Genomic DNA, 23791 nt, shown 5'->3' on the forward strand with positions numbered 1-23791 from the left:
CGCCGGTGGCCGACCGCCGGGTCCTCACCCGGCTGCCGGCCACCGCAGCGGTCCCTCCGCCGGGTCAGGACACCCGCGCGACCTCGGTCTCGCAGCGCATGCGCCGGTCCGTGCCCAACCGCCGCACCGGACCCGCCAGGTTCAGCCGGACCGTGCGGCGCACGTCCGCGCTGGAGGCGCCGAGCCGCAGTTCCAGGGCGCCCGGTTCGACGATCCGGGTGCCGGTGCGGTCGGTGAACGCCGAGAGGTCCGCGTGAAAGCGGAAGGTCACCCGGCGGGCCTCGCCCGGCGCCACCTCCAGGCGCCGGTAGCCGATCAGCCGCACGTCCGGGCGGGTCACCGAGGCCACCGGGTCGTGCAGGTAGAGCTGGACGACCTCGGCGCCCGCGCGCCCACCGGTGTTGCGGACGGTCACCGACACGTCGTACGAGCCGTCGGTGCCGATCTCCGCCTCGGGCACCTCGGCCGCCTCCCAGTCGAACGACGTGTACGAGCGGCCGTGGCCGAACGGGTACAGCGGTGTCGGGTCCAGGTTGCTGACCTCGCCCTTCAGGCCCAGCGGCGGCTGGAGGTAGGTCCACGGCTGGCCGCCCGGGTCGCGCGGCACGCTCACCGGCAGTCGGCCCGACGGGCCGACCCGGCCGGACAGCACGCCCGCCAGGGCGGGGCCGCCCTCCTCGCCCGGGAAGAACGCCTGGACCACGCCGCCGAGACGCTCCTGCCAGCGGCCCAGCGCGTAGGGGCGGCCGGTGAGCAGCACCAGGACCACCGGGACCCCCGTGGCGACCAGGGCGTCGAGCAGCTCGCCCTGCACGCCCGGCAGGCCGAGGTCGGCGACGTCGCAGCCCTCGCCGGAGGTGCCCCGGCCGAAGAGTCCGGCCCGGTCACCGAGCACCGCCACGCACACGTCGGCCTCGGTGGCCCGTGCCACCGCCTCCTCGAAACCGGAGCGGTCCGGCTCCGTGACCCCGCAGCCCCGCGCGAACGTCACCTTGGCGTCCGGCAGTTCGGCGCGCAGCGCTTCGAGCACGGTCGGGATGTCCACACCGGTGGGCACCTCGGGGTGGTGCGTGAGCACGTGCGAGGGGAACGAGTAGCAGCCGAGCATGGCCAGGGGGTCGTCCGCGCGCGGGCCGACCACCGCGATCCGGGTGTCCGGGGCCAGCGGCAGCACCCCGTCCGCGTTGTCCAGCAGGACCACCGACTCCTCGGCGAGCTTGCGGGCGAGCGCCCGGTTGCCCGCGGAGTCCAGGTCGACCCGGCGGCCGGTCTCCGGCCGCCAGTCCTCGTCCAGCAGTCCGAGTTCGCACTTCTGGAGCAGCACCCGGCGGGCCGCCCGGTCGATCAGCGACTCGGGGACGGTGCCCTCGCGGACGGCGGCCACCAGCGGCTCGCCGTAGCACTTCAGCGTGGGCAGTTCGACATCGATGCCGGCCTCCAGCGCCCTGTGCGCCGCCTCGGCCTCGCTGCCGGCCACCCGGTGCAGGCTCTGGAGGAAGCCGACGCCGAAGTAGTCCGAGACCACCGTGCCGGTGAAGCCCCACTTCTCGCGCAGCAGCTCGGTCAGCAGATACGGGTCGGCCGACGCCGGGACGCCGTCGATGTCGTTGTAGGCGGCCATCACCGAACGGGCGCCGCCCTCGCGCAGCGCCATCTCGAACGGCGGCAGCGTGATGTCGGAGAGTTCGCGTACACCCGCCCGCACCGGCGCCAGGTTCCGGGCGCCGGCCGAGGCCGCGTACCCGGCGAAGTGCTTGAGCGTGGCCACGATCCCGGCCGACTCCAGGCCCCGTACATAGGCGGTGGCGACGGTGGCGACCAGGTACGGGTCCTCGCCGATCGTCTCCTCCACCCGGCCCCAGCGCAGGTCGCGGACCACGTCCAGGACCGGGGCGAGGCCCTGGTGGACACCGACCGAGCGCAGGTCGTCGCCGATGCGCCGGCCCAGCTCCTCCACCAGCTCCGGGTCGAAGGCGGCGCCCCAGGCCAGCGGGACCGGGTACGCCGTCGCCCGCCAGGCCGTGAAGCCCGCCAGGCACTCCTCGTGGGCGACGGCGGGGATGCCGAAGCGACCCGCCTCGGCGATCCGGCGCTGGGCGCGGGCCAGGGCCTGCGCGCCCAGCACCGGGTCCACGGGGGCGGTGCCGAAGGAGCGGGTGAGCTGGCCGAGGCCACGGGTGATCAGCTCGTCCCAGTCGTACGAGGAGGACATCTCGCTCTGGAGCGGGGCGACTCCGTCGCCGTCCGTGGCGGCGCCCACCCACACGCCGTAGAGCTGGGCGGTCTTCTCCTCCGGGGTCATCCGGGAGAGCAGGTCGTCGACGCGGGTCGCGGCGGGCAGGGCGGGGTCGCGCCAGGGAGCGGTGGTCATGGAACTCCTGTCGGGGAAAGGGGGGGGGTCGACCGCCCCTGGTCGTACACGTTCACTTGCCGCCCACACCCATGAGGCCGCCGACCAGCGCGCGGCGGGCCACCAGGTACACGATGAAGATCGGGACACCGGAGAGGACGACGGAGGCGAGGATCGCGGGGATGTTCACGCCGAACTCGCTCACGTAGTTGAACAGGCCGAGGGTCAGCACCCGTGGCCCGTCGGACTGGGTGAAGATCAGCGGGAAGAGGAAGCCGTTCCAGGCCTGGAGCGCCGCGTAGATGACGACGGTGCTGATGCCGCCCTTGGACATCGGGATGACGAGCTGGAACAGCATCCGGGTGGTGGACGCGCCGTCCAGCGCCATCGCCTCGTACATCTCCTCCGAGATGTCCCGCAGGGTGCCGGTGAGGACCAGCACCGACACCGGCATGGCGAACGCGGCGGTCGGCAGGACGATCGCGAGCAGGCTGTCGTAGAGGTTCAGCTTGGCGATCATCAGATAGAGGGGCACCACGACGGCCTGCGCGGGGATCGCCACGCCCAGCAGGAACAGCCGGAACGCGGCCCCCGACCAGACGCTGCGGGTCCGTACGGCCACGTAGGACAGCGGGACGCACAGCACCAGGACGATCAGGACGACGCCGGCCGCCGCCAGCACGGTGTTCCACAGCAGGTGGCCGAAGCCGTTGTGCAGGACGGTGTTGTAGTTGTCCAGGGTCGGATGGGACGGCGGCTTCAGGGCGTTGTGGCCCAGCGCCTCGTCCTGGTGGGTGAGCGAGGCCGAGAACATCGCGTAGATCGGGATGATCACGACGGCCAGCCAGATCAGCGAGCCGGCGCCGGCGAGCGGGTTGGCGCGCCTGGCCCAGTGCCTGCGGCGGCGCGCGGGCCGCTCGGCCGTCGGGGCGGAGTCCGTCTTCACGGGACGGGGCAAAGTGTCGTGTGACATGACGTCACATCCCTTCCCTGGTACTGCGCATCGCGCCGAAGCCGGACAGCTTCACCATCAGCAGGGACAGCGCGGTCGCCGCGAGCACCAGGAACGAGGCGACGGCGCTCGCGTAGCCGAAGTCGTAGCTCTTGAAGCCGGCCTGGTACATCAGGTACGGCAGGATCGCCGTGTCGGTGCCCGGACCGCCCTGGGTGAGGATCAGGACGGTCTCGAAGTAGGTCAGCGAACCGACGATCATCAGCACGCTCGACGTCGTCGCGGTGTTGCGGAGCTGCGGCAGGGTGATCGAGAAGAACTGGCGCAGGCGTCCGGCCCCGTCGATCGCCGCGGCCTGGTAGAGCACCTCGGGGATCTGCCGTGCCCCGCCCTGGTAGATCAGGGTGTGGAACGGGATGAACTGCCAGCCGCCGACGAACACGATCGCGAGGAACGCGCCGCTCGTCGTGCCGAGGGTGTCCCGGTGGATGATGCCGAAGTTCGGGTCGAGGAGCGCGTAGAACAGCAGTGAGATCGCCGTCGACGACAGCAGGAACGGTACGAAGAAGATCGCCGAGAGCACCGCGCGGTTGCGCTGTCTGCCCGCCGCCCACACTCCCAGCAGGAGCGAGATCACCGTCTGGAACGCCCAGCTCACCACGGTCAGTGAGACGGTGACCGTCAACGACTGGGTCAGTCGGTCGTCGCTCAGCAGCTTGCGCCAGTTGGCCAGACCGACCGGCTCGGGGTCGCCCAGGCCGTTCCACTTGGTGAACGACAGATAGAAGGCCAGGACCATCGGGGCGATGGCGAAGAACGCGAAGAACAGCACACCGGGAACGGCCAGTGCCGCGCTCGGGCGGCCGGCCCTGCCCCGCCGGGCGGAGCGGGGGCGGCCCGCGTCGTCGTGCGGGCCGCCCTTGACCTGCGTGACGCTCACTTCAGCTCCTTGAGCGCCGCCACGAACTGCGTCGGCGAGGACTTGCCCACGAACAGCTTGTTGACCTCGGTGAGCATCGGGGTCGCCACGTTCGGGTCGACCGCCTGGTCCCAGCTCAGCGTGAACGCCGGGGCCTTCTGCACCATCTGGTACTGGAACTTGGCGAACTCCGGGTTCGGCGAGGCGTCCAGGAGGGTCGCCGCGTTCGAGGTGGCCGGGACGTCACCGTTGGCGATGAGTTCCTTCGTGTACGCCAGGGAGGCGGAGTCCCGCAGGAAGGCGATCGCCGCGTCCTTGTTGGAGGTGCGGGCGTTCACCGACCAGTAGTTGGTCGGGTTGCCGACCACGTTGCGGATGTCGCCGGCGCCGCCCTCGATCTGCGGGAAGGCGCACCAGCCCAGGTTCTTCTTGGCGAAGTCGGGGAACTTGCCGAGCTGCGTGGAGTACTCCCACGAACCCATCAGGTGCATCGCCGCCTTGCCCTTGGCGAAGACCGCGGGAGCGCCGCCGTTGCCGTACCCGACCGAGCTGTAGCCCTTGCCGAAGGCGCCGTCGTCGATCAGCTCCTTGACCGTCTGGGCGGCCTTGAGGACGGCCGGGTCGCCCCAGGCCGAGGCGTCACCGTTCTTGATCTTCTCGAAGACCTGGGGGCCGCCGATCCGGTCGACCAGGTACTCCAGCCACATGAGTTCGGGCCAGATGTCCGCGCCGCCCAGGGCGAACGGGGTGATGTTCGCCTTCTTCAGCTTCTTGTTGATCTCCAGCAACTGGTCCCAGGTGGTGGGCGGCTGGAGCTTGTGCTCCTCGAAGACCGTCTTGTTGTAGAAGAGGATCACGGGCTGCATGCCGCGCATCGGCACGCCGTAGCTCTTGCCGTCCAGTCCGCCCGCCGTCAGCACCGACGGCAGGAAGCCGCTCTTGAGCACCGGGTCGGACGCGATGACGTCGGTCAGGTCGAGCAGCTGGCCGGCCTCCCGGTAGGCCTTGATGGAGCCGCCGCCCCAGTTGAAGAACACGTCGGGGGCGTTGGGCGAGCCCATCGCCGTGCGCAGCTTGGCCGGGTAGTCGGTGGCGGGCACCTTCTGCAGCTTGATCGTGCCCTTGGCCTTCTTCGCGGCGGCCGAGGCGTTGAACCGGTTGACGGACTTGACCTGGATCTTCGCCGCGTCGTCCCCGTAGACGAACGCGGTGAGCGTCTCGTCGCCGCCCGAGCCGCTGCCGGAGCCGCAGGCGGTGAGCCCGCCGACAGAGGCCAGGGCGGCCGTGCCCGCGCCGAGGAACCAACGTCTGCTGTAGGACTCCATAGGACGGCACCTCTCGGTAAGCGCGAAGGATCGCCGATGATCCATCGCGAATGTTTCGAGTCATTTTTCGAATGTTCCGGGAACGTAAGACGATCTGATGGGCCCGTCAAGGGGTGGCGCAGAGATACGATCGCCGCCATGAAGCCTGGGAAGTCCGCAGAACCACAGACGGCGACGCTGGCCGAGATCGCTCGGGAGGCCGGCGTCTCGGCTCCGACTGTTTCGAAAGTCCTCAACGGTCGCGCCGACGTCGCCCCCGCGACCCGCTCCCGCGTCGAGGAGCTGCTGCACGCGTACGGCTACCGGCGCCGCCGGGCCGAGGCTTCCCGCTCGCCGCTGATCGACCTGGTCTTCCACGAGCTGGAGAGCGCCTGGGCGATGGAGGTCATCCGGGGCGTGGAGAACGTCGCCCGGGAGGCCGGGCTCAGTGTGGTGCTCTCCGAGTCCGCCGGGCGGCTCACCCCCGGCCGGACCTGGGCCGACCAGGTCGCCGCCCGCCGCCCGCACGGCGTGGTCCTCGTCCTCTCGGGTCTCGACGACTCCCAGCGCGCCCTGCTGACCAGCAGGTCCATCCCGTTCGTGGTGATGGACCCGGCGGGCGACCCGGGCGTCGACGTGCCCTCCATCGGCGCCACCAACTGGCAGGGCGGCCTCGCCGCCACCCGCCACCTCGTCGAGCTCGGCCACACCCGGATCGGCGCCATCAGCGGGCCGTCCCGGATGATGTGCAGCCGGGCGCGGGTCGACGGCTACCGTGCGGCGCTGGAGACGGCAGGGCTGCCCGTCGACCCCTCGCTGATCGTCGCCGGGGACTTCCACCACGAGGCCGGCCACCGGATCGGCCTCGACCTGCTGCGCCGCCCCGACCGGCCGACGGCCGTCTTCGCCGGCAACGACCTCCAGGCGCTCGGCCTCTACGAGGCGGCCCGCGAGCTCGGGCTGCGCATCCCCGAGGACCTGAGCGTCGTGGGCTTCGACGATCTGCCGGTGGCGCGCTGGGTGGGGCCGCCGCTGACGACCGTACGGCAGCCGCTGACGGAGATGGCCGAGGCGGCGGCGAAGCTGGTGCTCGACCTGAGCCGCCAGGAGAGGCCGTCGGCCGGGACGCGGATGGAACTGGCGACGAGCCTGGTGGTCCGCAGCAGCACGGGGGCGCCTCCGGCGTGAGCGGCCCGGCGCCGGGTGCGGGCGGGAGGGTGAAGGGTGCGGCCGGGGGCCCGAGTCGGTCGTGGGGCCAAGGTGCCGGAGCTTGCCGGAAGTTGGCGCGGGGACGGTGTTGACGGGTGGGGCATCCCCCTCCACACTCCTGCGAAGTCAATCGGTTGTACGACCGAAACTTTCGGAGGCACCCGCCATGAGAACCTCCCGAACCAGTTCCTCCCGAACCAGGTCCTTACGCTGCCGCGTCGCTGCCCTGTTCACCGGAGCCCTGACGGTGGCCGCCCTGCTGGCGGCCGGCACGACGGCGCACGCCGCCGACACCCCGCTGCGCGACCTCGCGGCCGCCAAGGGCAAGGTCATCGGCACCGCCGTCACCGGTTCCAAGCTGACGGGGACGTACGGCGACATCGCCGGCGCCCAGTTCAACTCGCTGACGCCGGGCAACGCCATGAAATGGGGCAGCGTCGAGCCCACCCGGGGCAGCTTCAACTGGGCCGAGGCCGACCAGATCGTCGCCTTCGCGCAGGCCCACCACCAGCAGGTACGCGGTCACACCCTGGTCTGGCACAGCCAGAACCCGAGCTGGCTCACGAACGGCACCTGGACGACCGCCGAGCTGAGCGGCCTGCTCCAGAACCACATCACCACCGAAGTGACCCGCTACAAAAGCAAGCTGGCGGCCTGGGACGTCGTCAACGAGCCCTTCAACGAGGACGGCACCTACCGCTCGACCCTCTGGTACAACGGCCTCGGCACGGACTACATCGCCCAGGCGCTGACCTGGGCGCACGCCGCCGACCCGAGCGCCAAGCTCTACATCAACGACTACAACGTCGAGGGCGTCAACGCGAAGAGCACCGCCCTCTACAACCTGGTCAAGTCCCTCAAGGAACGCGGCGTCCCGATCGACGGCGTCGGCCTCCAGGCCCATCTCATCGTCGGCCAGGTCCCCGGCACGCTCCAGCAGAACATCCAGCGCTTCGCCGACCTCGGCGTGGACGTCGCGATCACCGAGCTGGACATCCGGATGCAACTCCCCTCCGACAGCGCGAAACTGGCCCAGCAGGCCGCCGACTACAAGGCGGTCTTCGACGCCTGCGTCGCCGTAACCCGCTGCCACGGCGTGACCGTCTGGGGCTTCACCGACTCCGACTCCTGGATCCCGGACGTCTTCTCGGGCTACGGCGCGGCGACACCGTACGACGAGAACTACGCGCCCAAACCGGCCTACAACGCGATCGCGACCTCGCTCGGCGGGACCTCGACCCCACCGCCCACGGGCGCGTGCACGGCGACGTACAGCGTCCAGAGCCAGTGGAACACGGGCTTCACCGGGCAGGTGCGCATCGCGTGCTCGGGGGCCGCGCTGGCGTCGTGGAAGGTGAACTGGACGTACGGCGCGGGGCAGCGGATCACCCAGGCCTGGAACGCGACCTGCACCCAGACCGGCACGGTCGTGAGTTGCGCGAACGCCTCGTACAACGGGACGGTCCCGGACGGCGGTTCGGTGACCTTCGGGTTCAACGCCTCCTGGAGCGGCAGCAATCCGGCCCCCACGGTGACGCTGGGCTGAACCGGCGCCGAGTCGGGGCCGGGTCCCGGCCGACCGCACGCCCGGTCCCGGCCCGACTCGGCGCCGAGTCCGGGCTGAGAAGGATGAGATTCTCCGAAGAAAACCGTCCCGCGCCTCTTTCCCTAACAGTCCCCTAATATTTCGGACTTACGTTCCTGTCCGTGACCGGACATGACGAGAGCGGCGACGAGAACGGCGACGAGAACAGACAGCGGGGCCGGCGGCCGAGGACGCTGAAGGCCGTCGGCCTCACCCTGGCGGGGCTGTTGGTGGTGGGGGCCGGCGCGGCGGGCTGGGCGTACTGGCATCTGAACCAGAACATCCGAAGCGTCGACATCAACAGTGCGCTCGGCGACGACCGCCCGGCGAGGGCGGTGGTGACACCGTCGGCCACGGCCTCCGCCCCGGCTTCTGCCACCGCCGCCCCGCTGCCCAGTGGCGCTCTGAACATCCTGGTCCTGGGCTCGGACTCGCGCAGCGGCGAGGCGAACGCGAAGCTCGGCGGGGGAGACAGCTCCGGCGCGCGCTCCGACACGGCGATGGTCGTGCACATCGACGCGGGCCGCACCACGGCCACGGTCGTCAGCATCCCGCGGGACACGCTGGTCACCCGCCCGTCCTGCCCGCTGGCGTCCGGGAGTTCGACGGCACCGGCGTACAGCGCGATGTTCAACAGCGCCTACTCGGTGGGCGGTCCGGTGTGCGCGGTGAAGACGGTCGAGTCGGTCACGGACGTCCGGATGGACCACTACATCGAGATCGACTTCTCGGGCTTCGCGAAGCTGGTGAACGCCCTCGGCGGGGTCACCGTCACCACCGACCAGGACATCGACGACGACAAGAGCCGTCTGCACCTCGTCGCGGGCACCCACCATCTGAACGGCGAGCAGGCCCTGGCCCTGGCCCGCACCCGGCACGGTGTGGGCGACGGCAGCGACCTCGGCCGCATCGGCCTCCAGCAGAAGCTGGTCAAGGCCCTGCTGGAGCAGATCGCCGCCACCGACCTGCTCACCGACCCGGCCAAGCTCTACAAGGTCGCGAACGCGGTGACCGGCAGTCTGACGACGGACACCGGTCTGGACTCGCTCGGCGAACTGACGAAACTCGGCCAGAGCCTGAAGTCCCTCTCCTCCGACGAGGTCGAGACCGTGATGATGCCGGTGGTGACGGCGCCCTCGGACCACAACCGGGTGATCGCGAACGAGCCGGAGGCGAGCGATCTTTGGGCATCGCTCAAATGAACGAGGACGCGGCTCCGGGGACTTGAGCTTCGGGGCCCGGGATTCGAGCCTCTTTTGTATGGATCGGGTGGGAGGCTCAACCCACCCTCCCTCCCTTGCCGACGGCCGAAGTGCCGTCCGGGCCAGGGGATATGACTTTTCGTGATCGGGTGGCGGCGTTGCGTGGCGTCCGTATAGCGTGCGCCTCGAAACGCATCGACCCCCACGGGTGTTAGGAGCACCACGCGGGGGTCTAGCCAACAGAGCGAAAGAGGCTCGATCCATGGCTGTAAGCCAGCTTAGTGCTGCCCCGCGCCCCTCCGCCCATCCCCTCGCCAATCCGGGCTACGGAAAACGGTCGGCGCCCGACCAAACCCCTCGCACGGGTCGCGACTTCGCGCATCTGTCCACCCGCGAGGCCTCGATCGCGACGTACATCGACCGGCTCGCCGACGAGTCCGACCTCTCGATCAAGACCCTGGCCAAGCACCTCCCGTACGGCCAGTGCGCCCTCTCCACCGCCCTCAAGAACCTCTCGGCGGCGGGTCATCTGCGCCGCGTACGACGCCCCGTCACCGTCGACGGCTGCCCCCGCTGGGTCTGGCACACCTTCTTCTCGCGCACCGCTCGCGACGACACCTGGTGGAACGCCCTCCTCGCCGGGGAGACGCCGGTGACCGAGCGGCCCGTGGCAGCGGCGGCGCGATCGACCGCCTACAGCGTGCTGGCCCGGCTCGGCCGGATCGACGCCCGGCTGACGCTGTCGGCGGGGGAGTGCGCGGCACTGGAGGAGCCGGCCGCCGAGTGGTTCGCGCGGGGCGCGGGTGAGCCACAACTCGTCCAGGCGTTGACGGCGGGGCTCCCGGAGCCCGTGGCGCACGCGTACGGCTTCGTACGCGCCCGGCTCCTCGCCAAACTGCCCCCGCTGCCCGAGCCGCAGCCACCGGCGCCCCGGTACGAGGTGGTGTGCACGGCGTGCGGGAAGCCGGGCGGGGACGGTGTGGAGCTGCGGGGCGGGCTGTGCGGAGGCTGCTGGGGCGGGCAACCCGCCCTCGCGGCCGACGAGGTGCGCGCCCACGCCGGGCGGCTGCGCGCCGCCCTGAGGAGCGGGACCCGCGGAGCGATGACGGAGAAAGGCGCAGGCACATGACGACCTCGCAGCACGGTCCGCCCGTGACCGGGGCAGGATGGACGGGAGGAGGCGACGCAATGACCCCCAGCACGTCCGACCGGCCCCAGATGCTCGTCGAGGAGTTCGAGGAGCTCGCTCGTCACGCGCCCGAGTCGGCGCGGCTGGAATTCCTGAACGGAAAGATCGGGGTCAAGCCCATGCCGGACGGCAACCACGCTCAGATCGTCGCCTGGCTCCTCAAGCACTGCATGCAGCACCGCCCCGAACTCTTCCTCTTTCCGGAGCAAGGTCTCCAGATCCAGGCGTATCGCAAGGGGCGCGCCCGGCCGGACGGTGCGCTGGCGCCCGAGGAGTATTTCGCCGGAAAGGGCGAGTGGTCCGAGCCCGCGGGTGTTCTGATGGTCGTCGAGGTCACCTCGCACGACCGGGACGCCGACCGGCGTGACCGGATCGAGAAGCCCGACGGATACGCGGCCGCCGGCATCCCCGTGTACCTCCTGATCGACCGGGATACGGACAGTGTCACCGTGCACGGCGACCCCGAGGGCGGTGTCTACCGCTCGCTCACCACTCGGGCGTTCGGCGCGGTGATCGAGCTGCCCGATCCGGTCGGGTTCACGCTGGACACGCAGAAGCTCAAGGACTTCGCCGACTGACCCGTCCCGCCTCGCCGGGGAAAAGAATCCGAAGAATTCCGGGGACCGTGTCGAAAACCGGCGGCTCCCGTTCGACGCACGGGTGAGAGGCGGGAAGAAGCCCCGCCCCGAGGTGCCACAGACACGAGGAGCCACCATGCCCCGCTACCTTTCCCTGGTCCAGATCGACGAGCGCACCGCCCCCGCCGAAGGCCCCAGCCCCGAACTGATGCGGCGGATGGGCGAGCTGATGGAGGAGATCACCAAGGCCGGCGTCATGCTCGACACCCAGGGCCTCACCTCCACCGCGCAGGGCAAGCGCGTGCACTGGTCGGGCGGGGAGCTGTCCGTCACCGACGGCCCCTTCACCGAGTCCAAAGAGGTCGTCGGCGGCTACGCGATCATGCAGTGCAAGGACATGGCCGAGGCACTGGAGTGGACCAAGCGCTTCCTGAAGGTGCACGAGGAGCACTGGACGGTGACCTGCGAGGTGCGGGAGATCGCCGAGGGCTGAGCCGCTCCTTGGCCCGGGGCCGCCGCGGGTGTCTGATGGAGGGCGTGGAACAACAGCCCATCCCGGCACCCGCCGGTGGCGTCGATCCGGCACCCGCCGACGGAGTGGACACGGCACCCGCCGGTGCCGCCGACGCGGCCCCCGGCAGCGGTGCCGGTCCGGTCTCCGCCGGTGGTGTCGACGCGGTCGTCGAGACCATCTTCCGGATCGAGTCGCCCCGCGTCATCGCGGCCGTCGCCCGTATCGTCCGTGACGTCGGCATCGCCGAGGAACTCGCCCAGGACGCCCTGGTCGCGGCGCTGGAGCAGTGGCCCCGGGACGGGGTTCCGGACAACCCGGGCGCCTGGCTGACGGCCACGGCCAAGCACCGGGCGATCGACCTCGTACGCCGTCGGGAGCGCTACGCGCGCAAGCTCACGGAGGTCGGGCGGGACCTCTCGCAGTCGGCGCCCCACCACCTCGACGAACCCGCCGACCCGGACGACATCGACGACGACCTGCTCCGCCTGGTGTTCACCGCCTGCCACCCCGTGCTGTCCGCCGAGGCCCGCATCGCGCTCACCCTGCGGCTGCTCGGCGGCCTGACGACCCCCGAGATCGCCCGCGCCTTCCTCGTCCCCGAGGCGACCGTCGCCCAGCGCATCGTGCGGGCCAAGCGGACACTCGCGACGAAGGGCGTCGCCTTCGAGGTCCCCTACGGTCCCGAGCGCGAGGCCCGGCTCGGATCCGTCCTGGAGGTCATCTACCTCGTCTTCAACGAGGGGTACGCGGCCACGGCCGGCGACGACCTGCTCCGTCCGGGACTGTGCGAGGACGCGCTCCGGCTGGCCCGGGTGCTCGCCGAGCTGATGCCCAAGGAACCCGAGGTGCACGCCCTCGCCGCGTTGCTGGAACTCCAGGAGTCCCGGGCGGCGGCCCGTACCGGACCCGGCGGCGAGCCCGTCCTGCTCAAGGACCAGAACCGCCGCCGCTGGAACCGGATGCTCATCCGCCGGGGCTTCACCGCGCTGGACCGGGCGGGCGCCGTCGCCGTCGGCGGCCCGGGGCCGTACGTCCTCCAGGCCGCCATCGCCGCCTGCCACGCGCAGGCCTACACCTACGAGGACACGGACTGGCCGCGGATCGCCACCCTGTACGGCCTGCTGGCGGCCCGCACACCGTCCCCGGTGGTCGAGCTGAACCGCGCCGTGGCCGTCTCGATGACGGAAGGGCCCGGCCCCGCCCTGGAGATCGTGGACGCCCTCGTCGGCGAACCCGCCCTGCGCGACTACCACCTGCTGCCCAGCGTGCGCGGTGACCTGCTCGCACGGCTGGGGCGTACGCCCGAGGCCCGTGCGGAGTTCGAGCGGGCGGCCTCGCTGGCGCGCAACGAGCGGGAGCGGGAGCTGCTGACGGCACGGGCGCGCGAGTGCCGCTGACCCGCCGTTCAGCGGCCCGGTGGGAAGCGCTCTCGTAACTCTGTTCCCCTTGGTCACTTCACGAACTACAGTGACCCGGCTGCCATGACGCGACTGTGAGCCTCCGGGGGAGAGGCACCGGCCCGGCGAGTGAGCGGCGATTCCGACGTTTCTGATCCATGGGGGGTCAATTTGAGCATGTTCAAGCGCCGCGGCGGTGCGGCGCTCGCGACCGCGGTGGCCATCACCGCGGCCACCCTGGCGACGGCCCCGGGTGCCGTCGCCGACGAAGCCGGGCCCTGGCCGGGCACCGAGGGCAAGATCCTCGTGGACGGCCCGCTCCTGATCGATCCCGCCACGGGCAAGGCCACCCCGGTTCCCAACCAGTCGGGGTGGGATGCCGCCTGGGCACCGGACGGCAGCCGGCTCGTCAGCACCTGGAGCCAGATCTCGAGCATCAGGCCGAGCGGTTCCACGCAGATCACCCTGCCCTGGGCGACAGGGGTCCGGTCCAGCGCCGCGTACGAGGATCTGACCTTCGGCTGGGGCGGGCGCTACGTCGTCTTCTCGACCGGCGGCCAGCTCGCCTACGGCCCCTCCGACGCCTCGTGGGCGCCCGAGCCACTGCTGACGGCCACCCAGGAGCCGTCCACCGTCTGTGACACCGACCCGACCGTGAGCACGACCGGGCTCGTGGCGTTCGAGCGGCGCAAGAACTACGGCTGCTACGACAACGACGGCGTCTGGGTCTACGACTCGACGGCGAAGACGGTCAAGCGGGTGCTGACCGACGCCGCGCAGCCCGCCTACTCACCGGACGGCACCAAGCTGGCGTTCGTCCGGCACGTCGACGGCGGGATGTCGCAGGTCTTCACGGCGAACGCGGACGGCACGAACGTCCAGCAGGTCACCACCGGCCCCCGGGGCTACGCGAACCCGTCCTGGTCGCCCACCGGCAAGCGGATCATCTTCGACGTGCACACCTCGGGCGACAGCTCCGACGTGCACACCATCGAGTACGTGGACCTGGCCACCGGTGAGCTGACCAAGGTGCCCGCCGACCCGGCCGGCAACTCCGGCTCCAACCCCAGCTGGCAGCCGCTGCGCAAGAACTCCACGGCACGGGTCTGGGGCGCCGACACCTACGCCACCAACACGGCCTCCTCGCGCTGGACCTGGAACACGGTCGGCGGGAGCGTGCCCGGCCTGATGGACGCCAAGGCCGCGGTGCTGATCAACCAGGACTCCGAGGCGTACTCGCTGACCGCGCCCGCGCTGGCCGGCAAGAAGCAGGGCCCCGTGCTGACGACCCCGAAGAGCGGGCTGTCCTCGGCGGCCAAGGCCGAGCTCAAGCGGGTGCTGAAGCCGGGTGCGAACGTCTACCTCATCGGCGGGACGTCCATCCTCAGCAGCTCGGTCTCCTCGCAGGTCTCCGCGCTCGGCTTCACGCCGAAGCGGCTGGCGGGGACGTCCCGTTACTCGACCTCGGTCGCCGTGGCGAAGTCCGTGACCAGCACGCCGAAGTACGTGTTCCTGGCCACCGGCACCGACTACCACTCGGCGCTCGCGGCGGCCGCCGCGGCCGGTGCCGACGGCACCGGAAGCGCGGGCGGTGTCGTCCTCAACGACGGCAACAAGCTGACCGACTCGGTGAAGGCGTACCTCAACAGCCTGAACCCGAACAACACCATGATCATCACGGTGGGTGCCTCGGCCAAGTACGCGCTGACGCACACGTACCTCTCCAAGTGGCCGTCGACGTACTCGTACTACCCGGTCACGGCGAGCGGCAACGAGGCCACCTCCGTGGCGGTCGCCAAGTTCTGGTGGAGCGCGCCGACCATGGCCGCCCTCGCCTACACGAACAGCTGGCGCGGCGGCGTGTCGGCGGCCGGGGCGATGAACGTCTTCGGACCCGTCCTGTGGACCTCGCGCGACACCCTGTCGAGCGAGGCCAAGGGCTATCTGCTGCGGGAGTCCGCGAGCACGCAGACCGTGGTCGGCTTCGGCGGCACCGCGTCGATCGCGGCGGGCGCGCTGGACACGGCGGGCAGCTCGATCGCCGCGAGCAGCAGCCAGTTCGTGTACCACCCGTACTACAACGGCCAGGTGCCCGCGAGTTCGCCGCAGAGCGCCTTCACGCTCCGCGCGGACGGCGGTCAGGCCGCGACGGAGGCCGTGAGGTCGGGCCCGGTCGGCGCCGAGCCGAACCTGGCCCCCCTCAAGACGGTCCACCACCAGTAGGCGGTGTCGCGGGCGCCCCCACCAGCATGGTCGGGGCGCCCGCCACCCGGGTCAGGAACACGGTCGCGGAGTTGGGCCCCTGCGGCTTCACCTTCCGCCGCAGCTCCTCCGGTTCGACGGCCGACCCGCGCTTCTTCACGGTCAGGACACCGACCTCCCGCTCGCGCAGCAGCGCCTTCAGCTTCTTCAGGTTGAAGGGCAGCCGATCGGTGATCTCGTACGCGGTGGCGTACGGCGTGGGCCGCAGTTCGTCCGCGGTGATGTAGGCGATCGTCTCGTCGACGAGCCCGCCGTCCAGTTCCTCGGCCACCTCGGCGACGAGGTGGGCGCGGATGGCTGCGCCGTCCGGCTCGTACAGATAGCGCCCGACCGCCCGCACCGCCGGATCGGGCAGTCCGCGTCCGCGCAGTTCGCGCGGGCCCGGCAGCAGGGTGGCGCGCACCAGGCCCGGCTCGGTGCCGAACCACAGGACGGCCTCCTTCACGTCTCCGCCGTCCGAGATCCACTCGGCCTCCGCCTCGGCGGGGACCGCCTCGTGCGGGATGCCGGGAGCGATCTTCAGCGCGGCGACGGGAGCCTGCGCGGCCGCCCCGACCGCCCAGGAAAGCGGCGGCGAGTACGCCTCCGGGTCGAAGATCCGGCCGCGGCCGCCGCGGCGCGCCGGGTCCACGAACACCGCGTCGTACGAAGAGGTGTCCACCTCGGTGACGTCCGTCTCGCGCACCTCGATCAGGTCCGTGAGTCCGAGCGCGTCGGCGTTCGCGCGGGCGGCGGCGGCCGTGAGCGGATCACGGTCGACGGCGAGGACGCGGATCCCGGCGCGGGCCAGCGCGATGGCGTCGCCGCCGATGCCGCAGCACAGGTCGGCGACGGAGCGGATTCCCAGCGAGCGCAGCCGCTCGGCGCGGTACGCCGCGACGCTCGTCCGGGTGGACTGCTCGACCCCGTTCGGCGTGAAGAACATCCGCCCGGCGTCCTCGGCCCCGAACTTCACCGCCGCCCGCTGCCGCAGCCGCGCCTGTCCGAGGGCCGCCGAGACGAGTTCGGCGGGGTGCTCGCGGCGCAGCCGGGTGGCGACGGCCAGTTCCCGTGCCGGTTCGGTGTCGCGGACCTCTTCGAGCAGGGCGCGGCCCTCGGCGGTGAGGAGGGGGGCGAAGGAGACGTCGTTCACCCGGCCATTGTGGGCCAGTCGGTGGACGGTGTGCTTCAGGAGGCGGTGTCGGGGCCGCCGCGGGGCGGTGACCTGGGAGGATCCGGCCCCATGGGACCCGTACGACAAAATGATAAAAGCGGCGCAAACGGGGCCGGTGCGCGCTGGGGAGTGGGCATGATCGCCCTCGGCCTCCTCGTCTCCGGCTGCGCCGAGACCGGCTCGGGTACCGCTTCGGGCTCCGGTGCCGACGCCGCCAGGCCGGCCCACGGCCGGCGGGCCGGGCTCCAGGCGCCGCCGGCCCGCGCCCTCGACGCGTACGCCACCCGGCTGCGCGCCGCGCAGGCCCGTCGTGTCGCCGCCGCCAGGCGCTGGGGACTGGCCGAGGTGCCGCTGACGCCCCCGCCGCCGCCCGCCGACAAGCCGGTGATCAAGGCCCGCAAGGGATTCGAGGTGGACGGCCAGAAGGAGCTGGGGCTGCCGCCGGTCTTCACGACCGTCCCCACGAAGGACAAGGTCGTCTTCCTCACCATCGACGACGGCGAGGAGAAGGACCCCGCGTTCCTGCGGATGATGAGCGATCTGAAGATCCCGTACACCGCCTTCCTCAGCGACTACCTGGTCGACGACGACTACGGGTACTTCCGGAGGATGCGCGACCGCGGCATCACCCTCAACAACCACACGCTGCACCACCCCTATCTGCCGGCGCTCTCCTACGCGCGGCAGAAGCACGAGATCTGCGGCATGCAGGCGGTGATGAAGAGACAGTTCGGCAAGCGCCCGACCCTCTTCCGCCCGCCCTACGGCAACTACGACCAGGACACCCTGCGCGCCGCCAAGTCCTGCGGCATCGAGTACGCGCCCATCTGGAACGAGGAGGTCTTCGTCGACCACTGGGAGTACCGCGAGGAGGACCGGGACCTGCACCCCGGCGACATCGTCCTCACCCACTTCCGGGGCCGCGAGGACTGGAAGGGCACCATGACCGACATGATCCGCCGCTTCCTGCGGACGGTTACGGGCAAGGGATACGCGGTCGCGCGCCTGGAGGACTACCTGTGAGGGCCGGGAGCAGGGCCGGGACCGGGGCCGAGGGCAGGGCCACGGCCGGGGTGGCGCGGCGGGGGTGGGGGGCGGCGGCGGTGAGAGCGCGCGTGCCGGTCGCCGGGCTGCTCGCGGCGGTGCTGCTCAGCGGCTGCGCCCAGTCCGTCGACCCCATCGAACGGCTCGGCAAGAAGGCGGCCCAGCGGGTGCGTCCGCAGGAGCCGGCGTACCGCCGCTGGGGCCTGGCCGCCCCGCTGGCCGCGCCGCCCGAGGTGCCCGCCCGGACCACCGCGCGCACCGCGGGCCCGGGGTTGCCCTCCGTCGTGGACCACGTGCGCACCCGCGACAAGGTGGTCTTCCTGACCTACGACGACGGGGCGGAGCGCGATCCGCGGTTCCTCGACCTGGTCCGCGAACTGCGGCTGCCGGTCAGCGTGTTCCTCACCGACCGGGTCGTCGGGCCGGGGTACGGACACCTCGCCCGGCTGCGGGCGGTCGGCGCGGCGATCCAGAACCACACCCTCGACCACGCCGCCCTGCGCGGCCTGCCCTACGTCGGCCAGCGCGCCGAGATCTGCGGACAGCAGGACAAGCTCCGGCAGCGCTTCGGCGTGCGGCCCCGGCTGCTGCGTCCCCCCTACGGCAGATACGACGGCACCACCCTGCGCGCCGCCGCCGACTGCGGGGTCACCGCCGTCGTCCTCGGCCGGGCGGTGGACGCGCGCCCGCTCAGGCCGGGCGACATCCTGCGCGGATTCGGCGAACCCGACCTCGCGGACGCCACGGTCCGGCTGCTCCGGCGCATCCAGGCGGAGGGACTCACCCCGGCCCGGCTGGAGAACTACCTCTAGGCCCTGTGGTCACCTTCCCGCCTGCCCCGCGACGGCGGGACCCAGGTCCCGCCGGAGGCTTCCGGGGGCGCCGGGCCGGTGCGGTCGGGCACCCTTCCGGCACGTTTCCGTCCCACGCCACGCCGACGCCTTTGGCACTCCGCTTGACCGAGTGCTAATCGCGGTCATAGTCTCAGGTCTGGCACTCCCCCCTGGAGAGTGCCAACAGCGACAGGCAGGTCCGGCACCCGCGACGACGGATCCACCTGGTCGCCACCCCAGACAGTTAACCCCGTGAGATCTCCGAAGGGGGAGGTCGGATCGTGACGACCACCAGCTCCAAGGTTGCCATCAAGCCGCTCGAGGACCGCATTGTGGTCCAGCCGCTCGACGCCGAGCAGACCACGGCCTCTGGCCTGGTCATCCCGGACACCGCCAAGGAGAAGCCCCAGGAGGGCGTCGTCCTGGCCGTGGGCCCGGGCCGCATCGAGGACGGCAAGCGTGTCGAGCTCGACGTCGCCGTCGGCGACATCGTCCTCTACAGCAAGTACGGCGGCACCGAGGTGAAGTACAACGGCGAGGAGTACCTCGTCCTCTCCGCTCGCGACGTGCTCGCGATCATCGAGAAGTAATTCACCCGGTATAGGGAGTTCGGGGTCATTCCCCGGACAACCCCGCACCGAGCATTGCAGTGAACTGCGCCCCTGGCCCCCGCTACTTTCGATGAACCGGGCGCTGGGGGCGCCGTTCGTTTTATCTCCCGAGTTTTCCGAGAGGGCTGAACCGCTCCCATGGCGAAGATCCTGAAGTTCGACGAGGACGCCCGTCGCGCCCTTGAGCGCGGCGTCAACAAGCTTGCCGACACGGTGAAGGTGACGATCGGTCCCAAGGGCCGCAACGTCGTCATCGACAAGAAGTTCGGCGCCCCCACCATCACCAACGACGGTGTGACCATCGCCCGTGAGGTCGAGCTCGACGACCCGTACGAGAACCTCGGCGCCCAGCTGGTGAAGGAGGTGGCGACCAAGACCAACGACATCGCGGGTGACGGTACGACCACCGCCACCGTGCTGGCCCAGGCGCTCGTACGCGAAGGCCTGCGCAACGTCGCGGCCGGCGCGTCGCCCGCCCTCCTGAAGAAGGGCATCGACGCCGCGGTCAAGGCCGTGTGCGACGAGCTCCTCGCGACGGCCCGCCCGATCGACGACAAGTCCGACATCGCGGCCGTGGCCGGGCTCTCCGCCCAGGACAGCCAGGTCGGCGAGCTCATCGCCGAGGCGATGGACAAGGTCGGCAAGGACGGTGTCATCACCGTCGAGGAGTCCAACACCTTCGGTCTGGAGCTGGACTTCACCGAGGGCATGGCCTTCGACAAGGGCTACCTGTCCCCGTACATGGTGTCCGACCAGGAGCGTATGGAGGCCGTCCTCGACGACCCGTACATCCTCATCCACCAGGGCAAGATCAGCTCCATCCAGGACCTGCTGCCGCTGCTGGAGAAGGTCATCCAGGCGAACGCCTCCAAGCCGCTCCTGATCATCGCCGAGGACGTCGAGGGCGAAGCCCTGTCGACCCTGGTCGTGAACAAGATCCGCGGCACGTTCAACGCCGTCGCCGTGAAGGCCCCCGGCTTCGGTGACCGCCGCAAGGCCATGCTCGGCGACATCGCCACCCTCACCGGTGGTCAGGTCATCGCCGAGGAGGTCGGCCTCAAGCTCGACCAGGTCGGCCTGGACGTGCTGGGCAGCGCCCGCCGCGTGACCGTCACCAAGGACGACACCACCATCGTCGACGGTGCCGGCAGCTCCGACGAGGTCGTCGGCCGCGTCAACCAGATCAAGGCCGAGATCGAGAACACCGACTCCGACTGGGACCGCGAGAAGCTCCAGGAGCGCCTCGCGAAGCTGGCCGGCGGCGTGTGCGTGATCAAGGTCGGCGCCGCCACCGAGGTGGAGCTCAAGGAGAAGAAGCACCGTCTGGAGGACGCCATCTCCGCGACCCGCGCCGCGGTCGAGGAGGGCATCGTCTCCGGTGGTGGCTCCGCGCTCGTCCACGCCGTGAAGGTCCTCGAGGGCAACCTCGGCAAGACCGGCGACGAGGCCACGGGTGTCGCGGTCGTCCGCAAGGCCGCCGTCGAGCCGCTGCGCTGGATCGCCGAGAACGCCGGCCTGGAGGGTTACGTCATCACCTCCAAGGTCGCCGAGCTCGACAAGGGCCAGGGCTTCAACGCCGCGACCGGCGAGTACGGCGACCTGGTCAAGGCCGGCGTCATCGACCCGGTCAAGGTCACCCGCTCCGCCCTGGAGAACGCCGCCTCCATCGCCTCCCTGCTCCTCACGACCGAGACCCTGGTCGTCGAGAAGCCGGCCGAGGACGAGGGCGACGCCGGTCACAGCCACGGCGGCCACGGCCACTCGCACTGACGCAGTCCGGGAACTCCCACGGGCCGCACGTCAGCCGCCGGCACCCCTCCCGGGTGACACCGACGGCCGACCCGGGCCCGACCACTTCGCCCCGCCGCATCGCGGCGGGGCGAAGTGCTGTCTTGAGGACCTCGGGGGTCGGTCCGTCGGGCGGCGGGTGACATCGGACGCGTCGGTACTCCTGGAGGAACAGCGCGAGGTTCTGCCGGGCGGCGAGGTGCCGATCACCCAGTCCCTGGCCTCGGCGAACTCCGCCTCGCGTACCGCCATTCGTCGGTGGAGAGCGAGGCATGGGCGGAAGCCGTGCCGACGGAGCGGTCGCGCACCGTTTTGACCGGTCCTGTAACGAGCGGGCCACAGGACCGCATGTGTCCGGTATTCCGCAGTGATCACCCGTGCCTCTGTGTCACCATCAACCTTCATTTGTCATAGGAAGGTTGGGCGTATGGCGGGGTGGACCAATGATCACAAGATCAAGATCATTGTCGGTGTTGTCGGGGCTCTGGCTGTGATCATCGCTGCGGTCATCACTGGTCTCATGAAGTCGGACAGCACCAGCGTGGACCAGAAGACCGGCAGAGACGGCACGGTCTGCGTCCAGTCGAAATGCTAGGCAATGGGAATCATGCGGGGATGGCGAAGTGTGGTCCGCGTGTCGGCGCTCGTGGCGCTGTCCGTGCTCGCGGTCGCCTCGTGCAAGGACACCACGATCAATCAGAAGGCGGACGGCGATGCCAACGCCTGCGTCCAGGGGTCCACTTGCTCCGGGAATGACGACTCGGACGCCTCGGACGACCCGTCGGCCGGGAGTTCCTCCGCGCCAGAGTCGGACGCGTCCGCCGGGAGTTCGGGGGAGCGAGGCGGCACCGACGAGGGCGGCGCGGACTCCGGCGACGGGCCGAGCGGTGACGGGCCGAGCGGTGACGGTGCGGACGGTGGCGCGGGCCGTGAGGAGGGGGAAGCCGGTTCGGTGGAAGGCGAAGTCGCTCCAGTCAGCGTCGAGTTGTCGGGTGGGAACCTCCCGGACGGTGTCCGGGATTCCGCGGACGGCTGCGTGATGGGCACGTGCACCTCATGGAGCTCCGACGACGTGGTCGTCGGAGCGAAGTCCTTCCGTACCGCATTCGTCATCGAGTGCACGATCGCCTGCGGGGAGAACGAGAGCGGCTACTTCCAGATGAAGCTGGCGGGCAAGTACGCGAAATTCGACGCGACGTTCGGGATCGCCGCGGATTCCCCGGGCACCGACAGGACGGAGACGCTGAAGGTGAACCTGGTCGACCAGGGCACGGGGAAGGTCCTGTACTCAGAGACGCTCGAATACGGCAGGAGTTACGCCCTCAGGGGCTTCGACGTCTCGAAGGTCGGGCTGCTGAGGATTTCCTTCGACGGGGGGCTCGGCGGGGCCCACGGGGCAGTGGGCGCCCCGGTCGTCCGCAGATGACCGAGGCAGGGGACATGCGAACCTGGAGAAGAGCGGTCTGTGGGTCCGTTCTCCTGTGTGTGTTGGTACCCGCGGTCGCGGGATGTGGGGACACCAACAACATCGATCAACATGCCGGACGGGACGGCAAGGTGTGCGTGGACGCCGCCGCCTGCCCCGAGGCTCCGGAGGAGTCCCGGACGCCGGAGTCTCCCGCGGACCCGTCCTCGGCGCGGCCGGGCCCCGGCGATTCCGCTTCGGACGGCACGGGTGACACGGGTGACACGGGCGACACGGGCGACGGGGGCGACGGGGGAGCCACGGCTCCCGCCGATCCCGGCGGCGACGCTGAAGGGCCGTCGGCCGAAGCACTGACGGACGTGAAGGTGCGGTACCTGACCGATGACGGGCCCATCGGCGGATACGGGAACAACGAGAGGGAGGACGCCATGGCGCTCGGTGACGTTCCGCACCCGAAGAGCATCGTGTTCTCGCCCGGGGTCTTCAACAAGGTGGTGAAACCCCTCTCCTTCAACGTTCCCACCGGCCTGACCGGTTTCGAGGCGAAGGTCGGGCTCGACAAGGAGACCTTGCCCGGCTACGTGGCGTCGGTCAGGATCACGCGAAGCGACGGATCCACGCTCAGGAGCCTCACGCTGCGGACCGGCAAGGTGTACGACGTGACGGAGGACGTGAGCCGGGCCGGCACGATCACGGTCGAGGTCTCCATCCTGGAATGGGCGCAGGACGCGATCAACAGCCGACCGCATGTCGTCGTGGGCGACGGCAGGTTCGTCAAGTAGGACGTTCCGTGACGGGCGGCTCTTTACGGCCGTGACCCCCGATGCCCACACGGGCGCGCCGGGCCGAGGAGCGACACCCCGGTCCTCGGCGAACGCCGCCACGAGGACGAGACCGCGCTCGCCGTCCGTGCGCGGGAGGGGCTCGCTCCCCTCGTGCGTCACTGACCTCGACCCGGAGATGGCCGGTGCCGTCGAGCTGGGTGAGGCGCAGTTCGGCGTCCCGGCCGGGCACCCGACCGTGGATGACGGCGTTCGCGGCCGGCTCGACGGTGACCCGGCCGAAAATCTCCGGCGTCGGGCCCCGTCCGGATCGGTCTCCGTGATTTGCCATGGGCGAGCGGGACCCCGTTCGCGGCGGACACGACCAGGTCGGGCCCCGTGTACCTGCGCCACCGTGAACGCTTCGGCTGCCCCACGACGGCGGTCTCCGGCTCGAACGGACCGGGTTCCGCCATCGGCCTTCCCTCCCCGCCACGACATCCTTCGATCGGGCAAGTCCACTGTGGCCGGGAGTCCGCGCGATTCCCATCCCGCGGGCGCCGTGGGTCATGTGGTTCAGCCCGTGCAGCGCGGGCAGAGCGTCTCGTCGCCGGTCGGCCGGAAGAGTATGGGGGTGTCCGTGGCGGCCTTCGCACTCCCGGGTGCCGGTGAGGCGGGGCCCGGGGTCCAGTGCTGGGGCGGAGGTGTCGTCCG

The 23791-nt window shown here is 70.8% G+C and carries 19 protein-coding genes; 14 read left to right on the forward strand and 5 right to left on the reverse strand.

What is annotated here, in order from left to right; genetic code table 11:
* Nucleotides 1–64: 64 nt before the first annotated feature.
* The 4 genes from ACFYW7_RS31320 to ACFYW7_RS31335 are packed head-to-tail and all read right to left on the reverse strand — an operon-like array spanning nucleotide 65 to nucleotide 5546.
* Nucleotides 65–2371 (reverse strand): glycoside hydrolase family 3 N-terminal domain-containing protein, encoded by a 2307-nt coding sequence (locus tag ACFYW7_RS31320; RefSeq protein ID WP_389508491.1) that lies wholly within the window; start codon nucleotides 2369–2371, stop codon nucleotides 65–67.
* A 52-nt stretch (nucleotides 2372–2423) separates the two neighbouring features.
* Nucleotides 2424–3323, reverse strand: coding sequence for a carbohydrate ABC transporter permease (locus ACFYW7_RS31325; RefSeq protein ID WP_389508493.1), 900 nt, complete (start codon nucleotides 3321–3323; stop codon nucleotides 2424–2426).
* Between the two features lie 4 nt (nucleotides 3324–3327).
* Nucleotides 3328–4242 (reverse strand): carbohydrate ABC transporter permease, encoded by a 915-nt coding sequence (locus ACFYW7_RS31330; RefSeq protein ID WP_389508496.1) that lies wholly within the window; start codon nucleotides 4240–4242, stop codon nucleotides 3328–3330.
* Nucleotides 4239–5546 (reverse strand): ABC transporter substrate-binding protein, encoded by a 1308-nt coding sequence (locus ACFYW7_RS31335; RefSeq protein WP_389508499.1) that lies wholly within the window; start codon nucleotides 5544–5546, stop codon nucleotides 4239–4241. The genes ACFYW7_RS31330 and ACFYW7_RS31335 overlap by 4 nt, the downstream gene beginning before the upstream one ends.
* 138 nt (nucleotides 5547–5684) lie before the next feature.
* On the opposite strand from ACFYW7_RS31335, the gene ACFYW7_RS31340 reads away from it, so the two are divergent.
* The 8 genes from ACFYW7_RS31340 to ACFYW7_RS31375 all read left to right on the forward strand — a co-directional run bounded on the left by ACFYW7_RS31340 (nucleotide 5685) and on the right by ACFYW7_RS31375 (nucleotide 15422).
* A complete protein-coding gene (locus ACFYW7_RS31340) occupies nucleotides 5685–6713 on the forward strand; it encodes a LacI family DNA-binding transcriptional regulator (protein ID WP_389508501.1) in 1029 nt (342 codons plus the stop codon).
* 187 nt (nucleotides 6714–6900) lie between these two features.
* Nucleotides 6901–8280: an endo-1,4-beta-xylanase gene (locus ACFYW7_RS31345; protein ID WP_389508503.1), complete on the forward strand. Its 1380-nt coding sequence runs from the start codon at nucleotides 6901–6903 to the stop codon at nucleotides 8278–8280.
* 161 nt (nucleotides 8281–8441) lie between these two features.
* Nucleotides 8442–9521: an LCP family protein gene (locus tag ACFYW7_RS31350; protein ID WP_389508505.1), complete on the forward strand. Its 1080-nt coding sequence runs from the start codon at nucleotides 8442–8444 to the stop codon at nucleotides 9519–9521.
* A 262-nt stretch (nucleotides 9522–9783) separates the two neighbouring features.
* Complete coding sequence (locus ACFYW7_RS31355) at nucleotides 9784–10650, forward strand: hypothetical protein (RefSeq protein ID WP_389508506.1); 867 nt, start codon at nucleotides 9784–9786, stop codon at nucleotides 10648–10650.
* A 59-nt stretch (nucleotides 10651–10709) separates the two neighbouring features.
* Entirely contained in the window at nucleotides 10710–11288 is a 579-nt protein-coding gene (locus ACFYW7_RS31360; protein WP_389508508.1) for a Uma2 family endonuclease, read from the forward strand.
* 136 nt (nucleotides 11289–11424) lie between these two features.
* Nucleotides 11425–11781, forward strand: a complete 357-nt coding sequence (locus tag ACFYW7_RS31365; RefSeq protein WP_389508510.1) for a YciI family protein — start codon at nucleotides 11425–11427, stop codon at nucleotides 11779–11781.
* Nucleotides 11782–11978: 197 nt separating this feature from the next.
* Nucleotides 11979–13199, forward strand: coding sequence for an RNA polymerase sigma factor (locus ACFYW7_RS31370; RefSeq protein WP_389508600.1), 1221 nt, complete (start codon nucleotides 11979–11981; stop codon nucleotides 13197–13199).
* A 177-nt stretch (nucleotides 13200–13376) separates the two neighbouring features.
* Nucleotides 13377–15422: a cell wall-binding repeat-containing protein gene (locus tag ACFYW7_RS31375; RefSeq protein WP_389508512.1), complete on the forward strand. Its 2046-nt coding sequence runs from the start codon at nucleotides 13377–13379 to the stop codon at nucleotides 15420–15422.
* On the opposite strand, the gene ACFYW7_RS31380 is transcribed toward ACFYW7_RS31375, so the two are convergent.
* Nucleotides 15400–16593, reverse strand: a complete 1194-nt coding sequence (locus tag ACFYW7_RS31380; RefSeq protein ID WP_389508514.1) for a methyltransferase domain-containing protein — start codon at nucleotides 16591–16593, stop codon at nucleotides 15400–15402. The genes ACFYW7_RS31375 and ACFYW7_RS31380 overlap by 23 nt on opposite strands.
* Before the next feature lie 156 nt (nucleotides 16594–16749).
* On the opposite strand from ACFYW7_RS31380, the gene ACFYW7_RS31385 reads away from it, so the two are divergent.
* The 6 genes from ACFYW7_RS31385 to ACFYW7_RS31410 all read left to right on the forward strand — a co-directional run bounded on the left by ACFYW7_RS31385 (nucleotide 16750) and on the right by ACFYW7_RS31410 (nucleotide 23098).
* Nucleotides 16750–17637 (forward strand): polysaccharide deacetylase family protein, encoded by an 888-nt coding sequence (locus ACFYW7_RS31385; RefSeq protein ID WP_389508516.1) that lies wholly within the window; start codon nucleotides 16750–16752, stop codon nucleotides 17635–17637.
* Between the two features lie 80 nt (nucleotides 17638–17717).
* A complete protein-coding gene (locus ACFYW7_RS31390) occupies nucleotides 17718–18470 on the forward strand; it encodes a polysaccharide deacetylase family protein (RefSeq protein ID WP_389508517.1) in 753 nt (250 codons plus the stop codon).
* A gap of 302 nt (nucleotides 18471–18772) precedes the next feature.
* A complete protein-coding gene (gene groES, locus ACFYW7_RS31395; RefSeq protein ID WP_266761820.1) occupies nucleotides 18773–19081 on the forward strand; it encodes a co-chaperone GroES in 309 nt (102 codons plus the stop codon).
* Nucleotides 19082–19240: 159 nt separating this feature from the next.
* Entirely contained in the window at nucleotides 19241–20872 is a 1632-nt protein-coding gene (groL, locus tag ACFYW7_RS31400; protein WP_389508519.1) for a chaperonin GroEL, read from the forward strand.
* A gap of 652 nt (nucleotides 20873–21524) precedes the next feature.
* Complete coding sequence (locus tag ACFYW7_RS31405) at nucleotides 21525–22316, forward strand: hypothetical protein (RefSeq protein ID WP_389508521.1); 792 nt, start codon at nucleotides 21525–21527, stop codon at nucleotides 22314–22316.
* Nucleotides 22317–22453: 137 nt separating this feature from the next.
* The gene (locus tag ACFYW7_RS31410) at nucleotides 22454–23098 is read left to right on the forward strand and encodes a hypothetical protein (protein WP_389508523.1); all 645 of its coding nucleotides are present in this window, start codon (nucleotides 22454–22456) and stop codon (nucleotides 23096–23098) included.
* The last annotated feature ends 693 nt before the right edge of the window (nucleotides 23099–23791 follow it).

Source organism: Streptomyces sp. NPDC002580, assembly GCF_042889485.1.
In the GTDB taxonomy this organism is placed as follows: domain Bacteria; phylum Actinomycetota; class Actinomycetes; order Streptomycetales; family Streptomycetaceae; genus Streptomyces.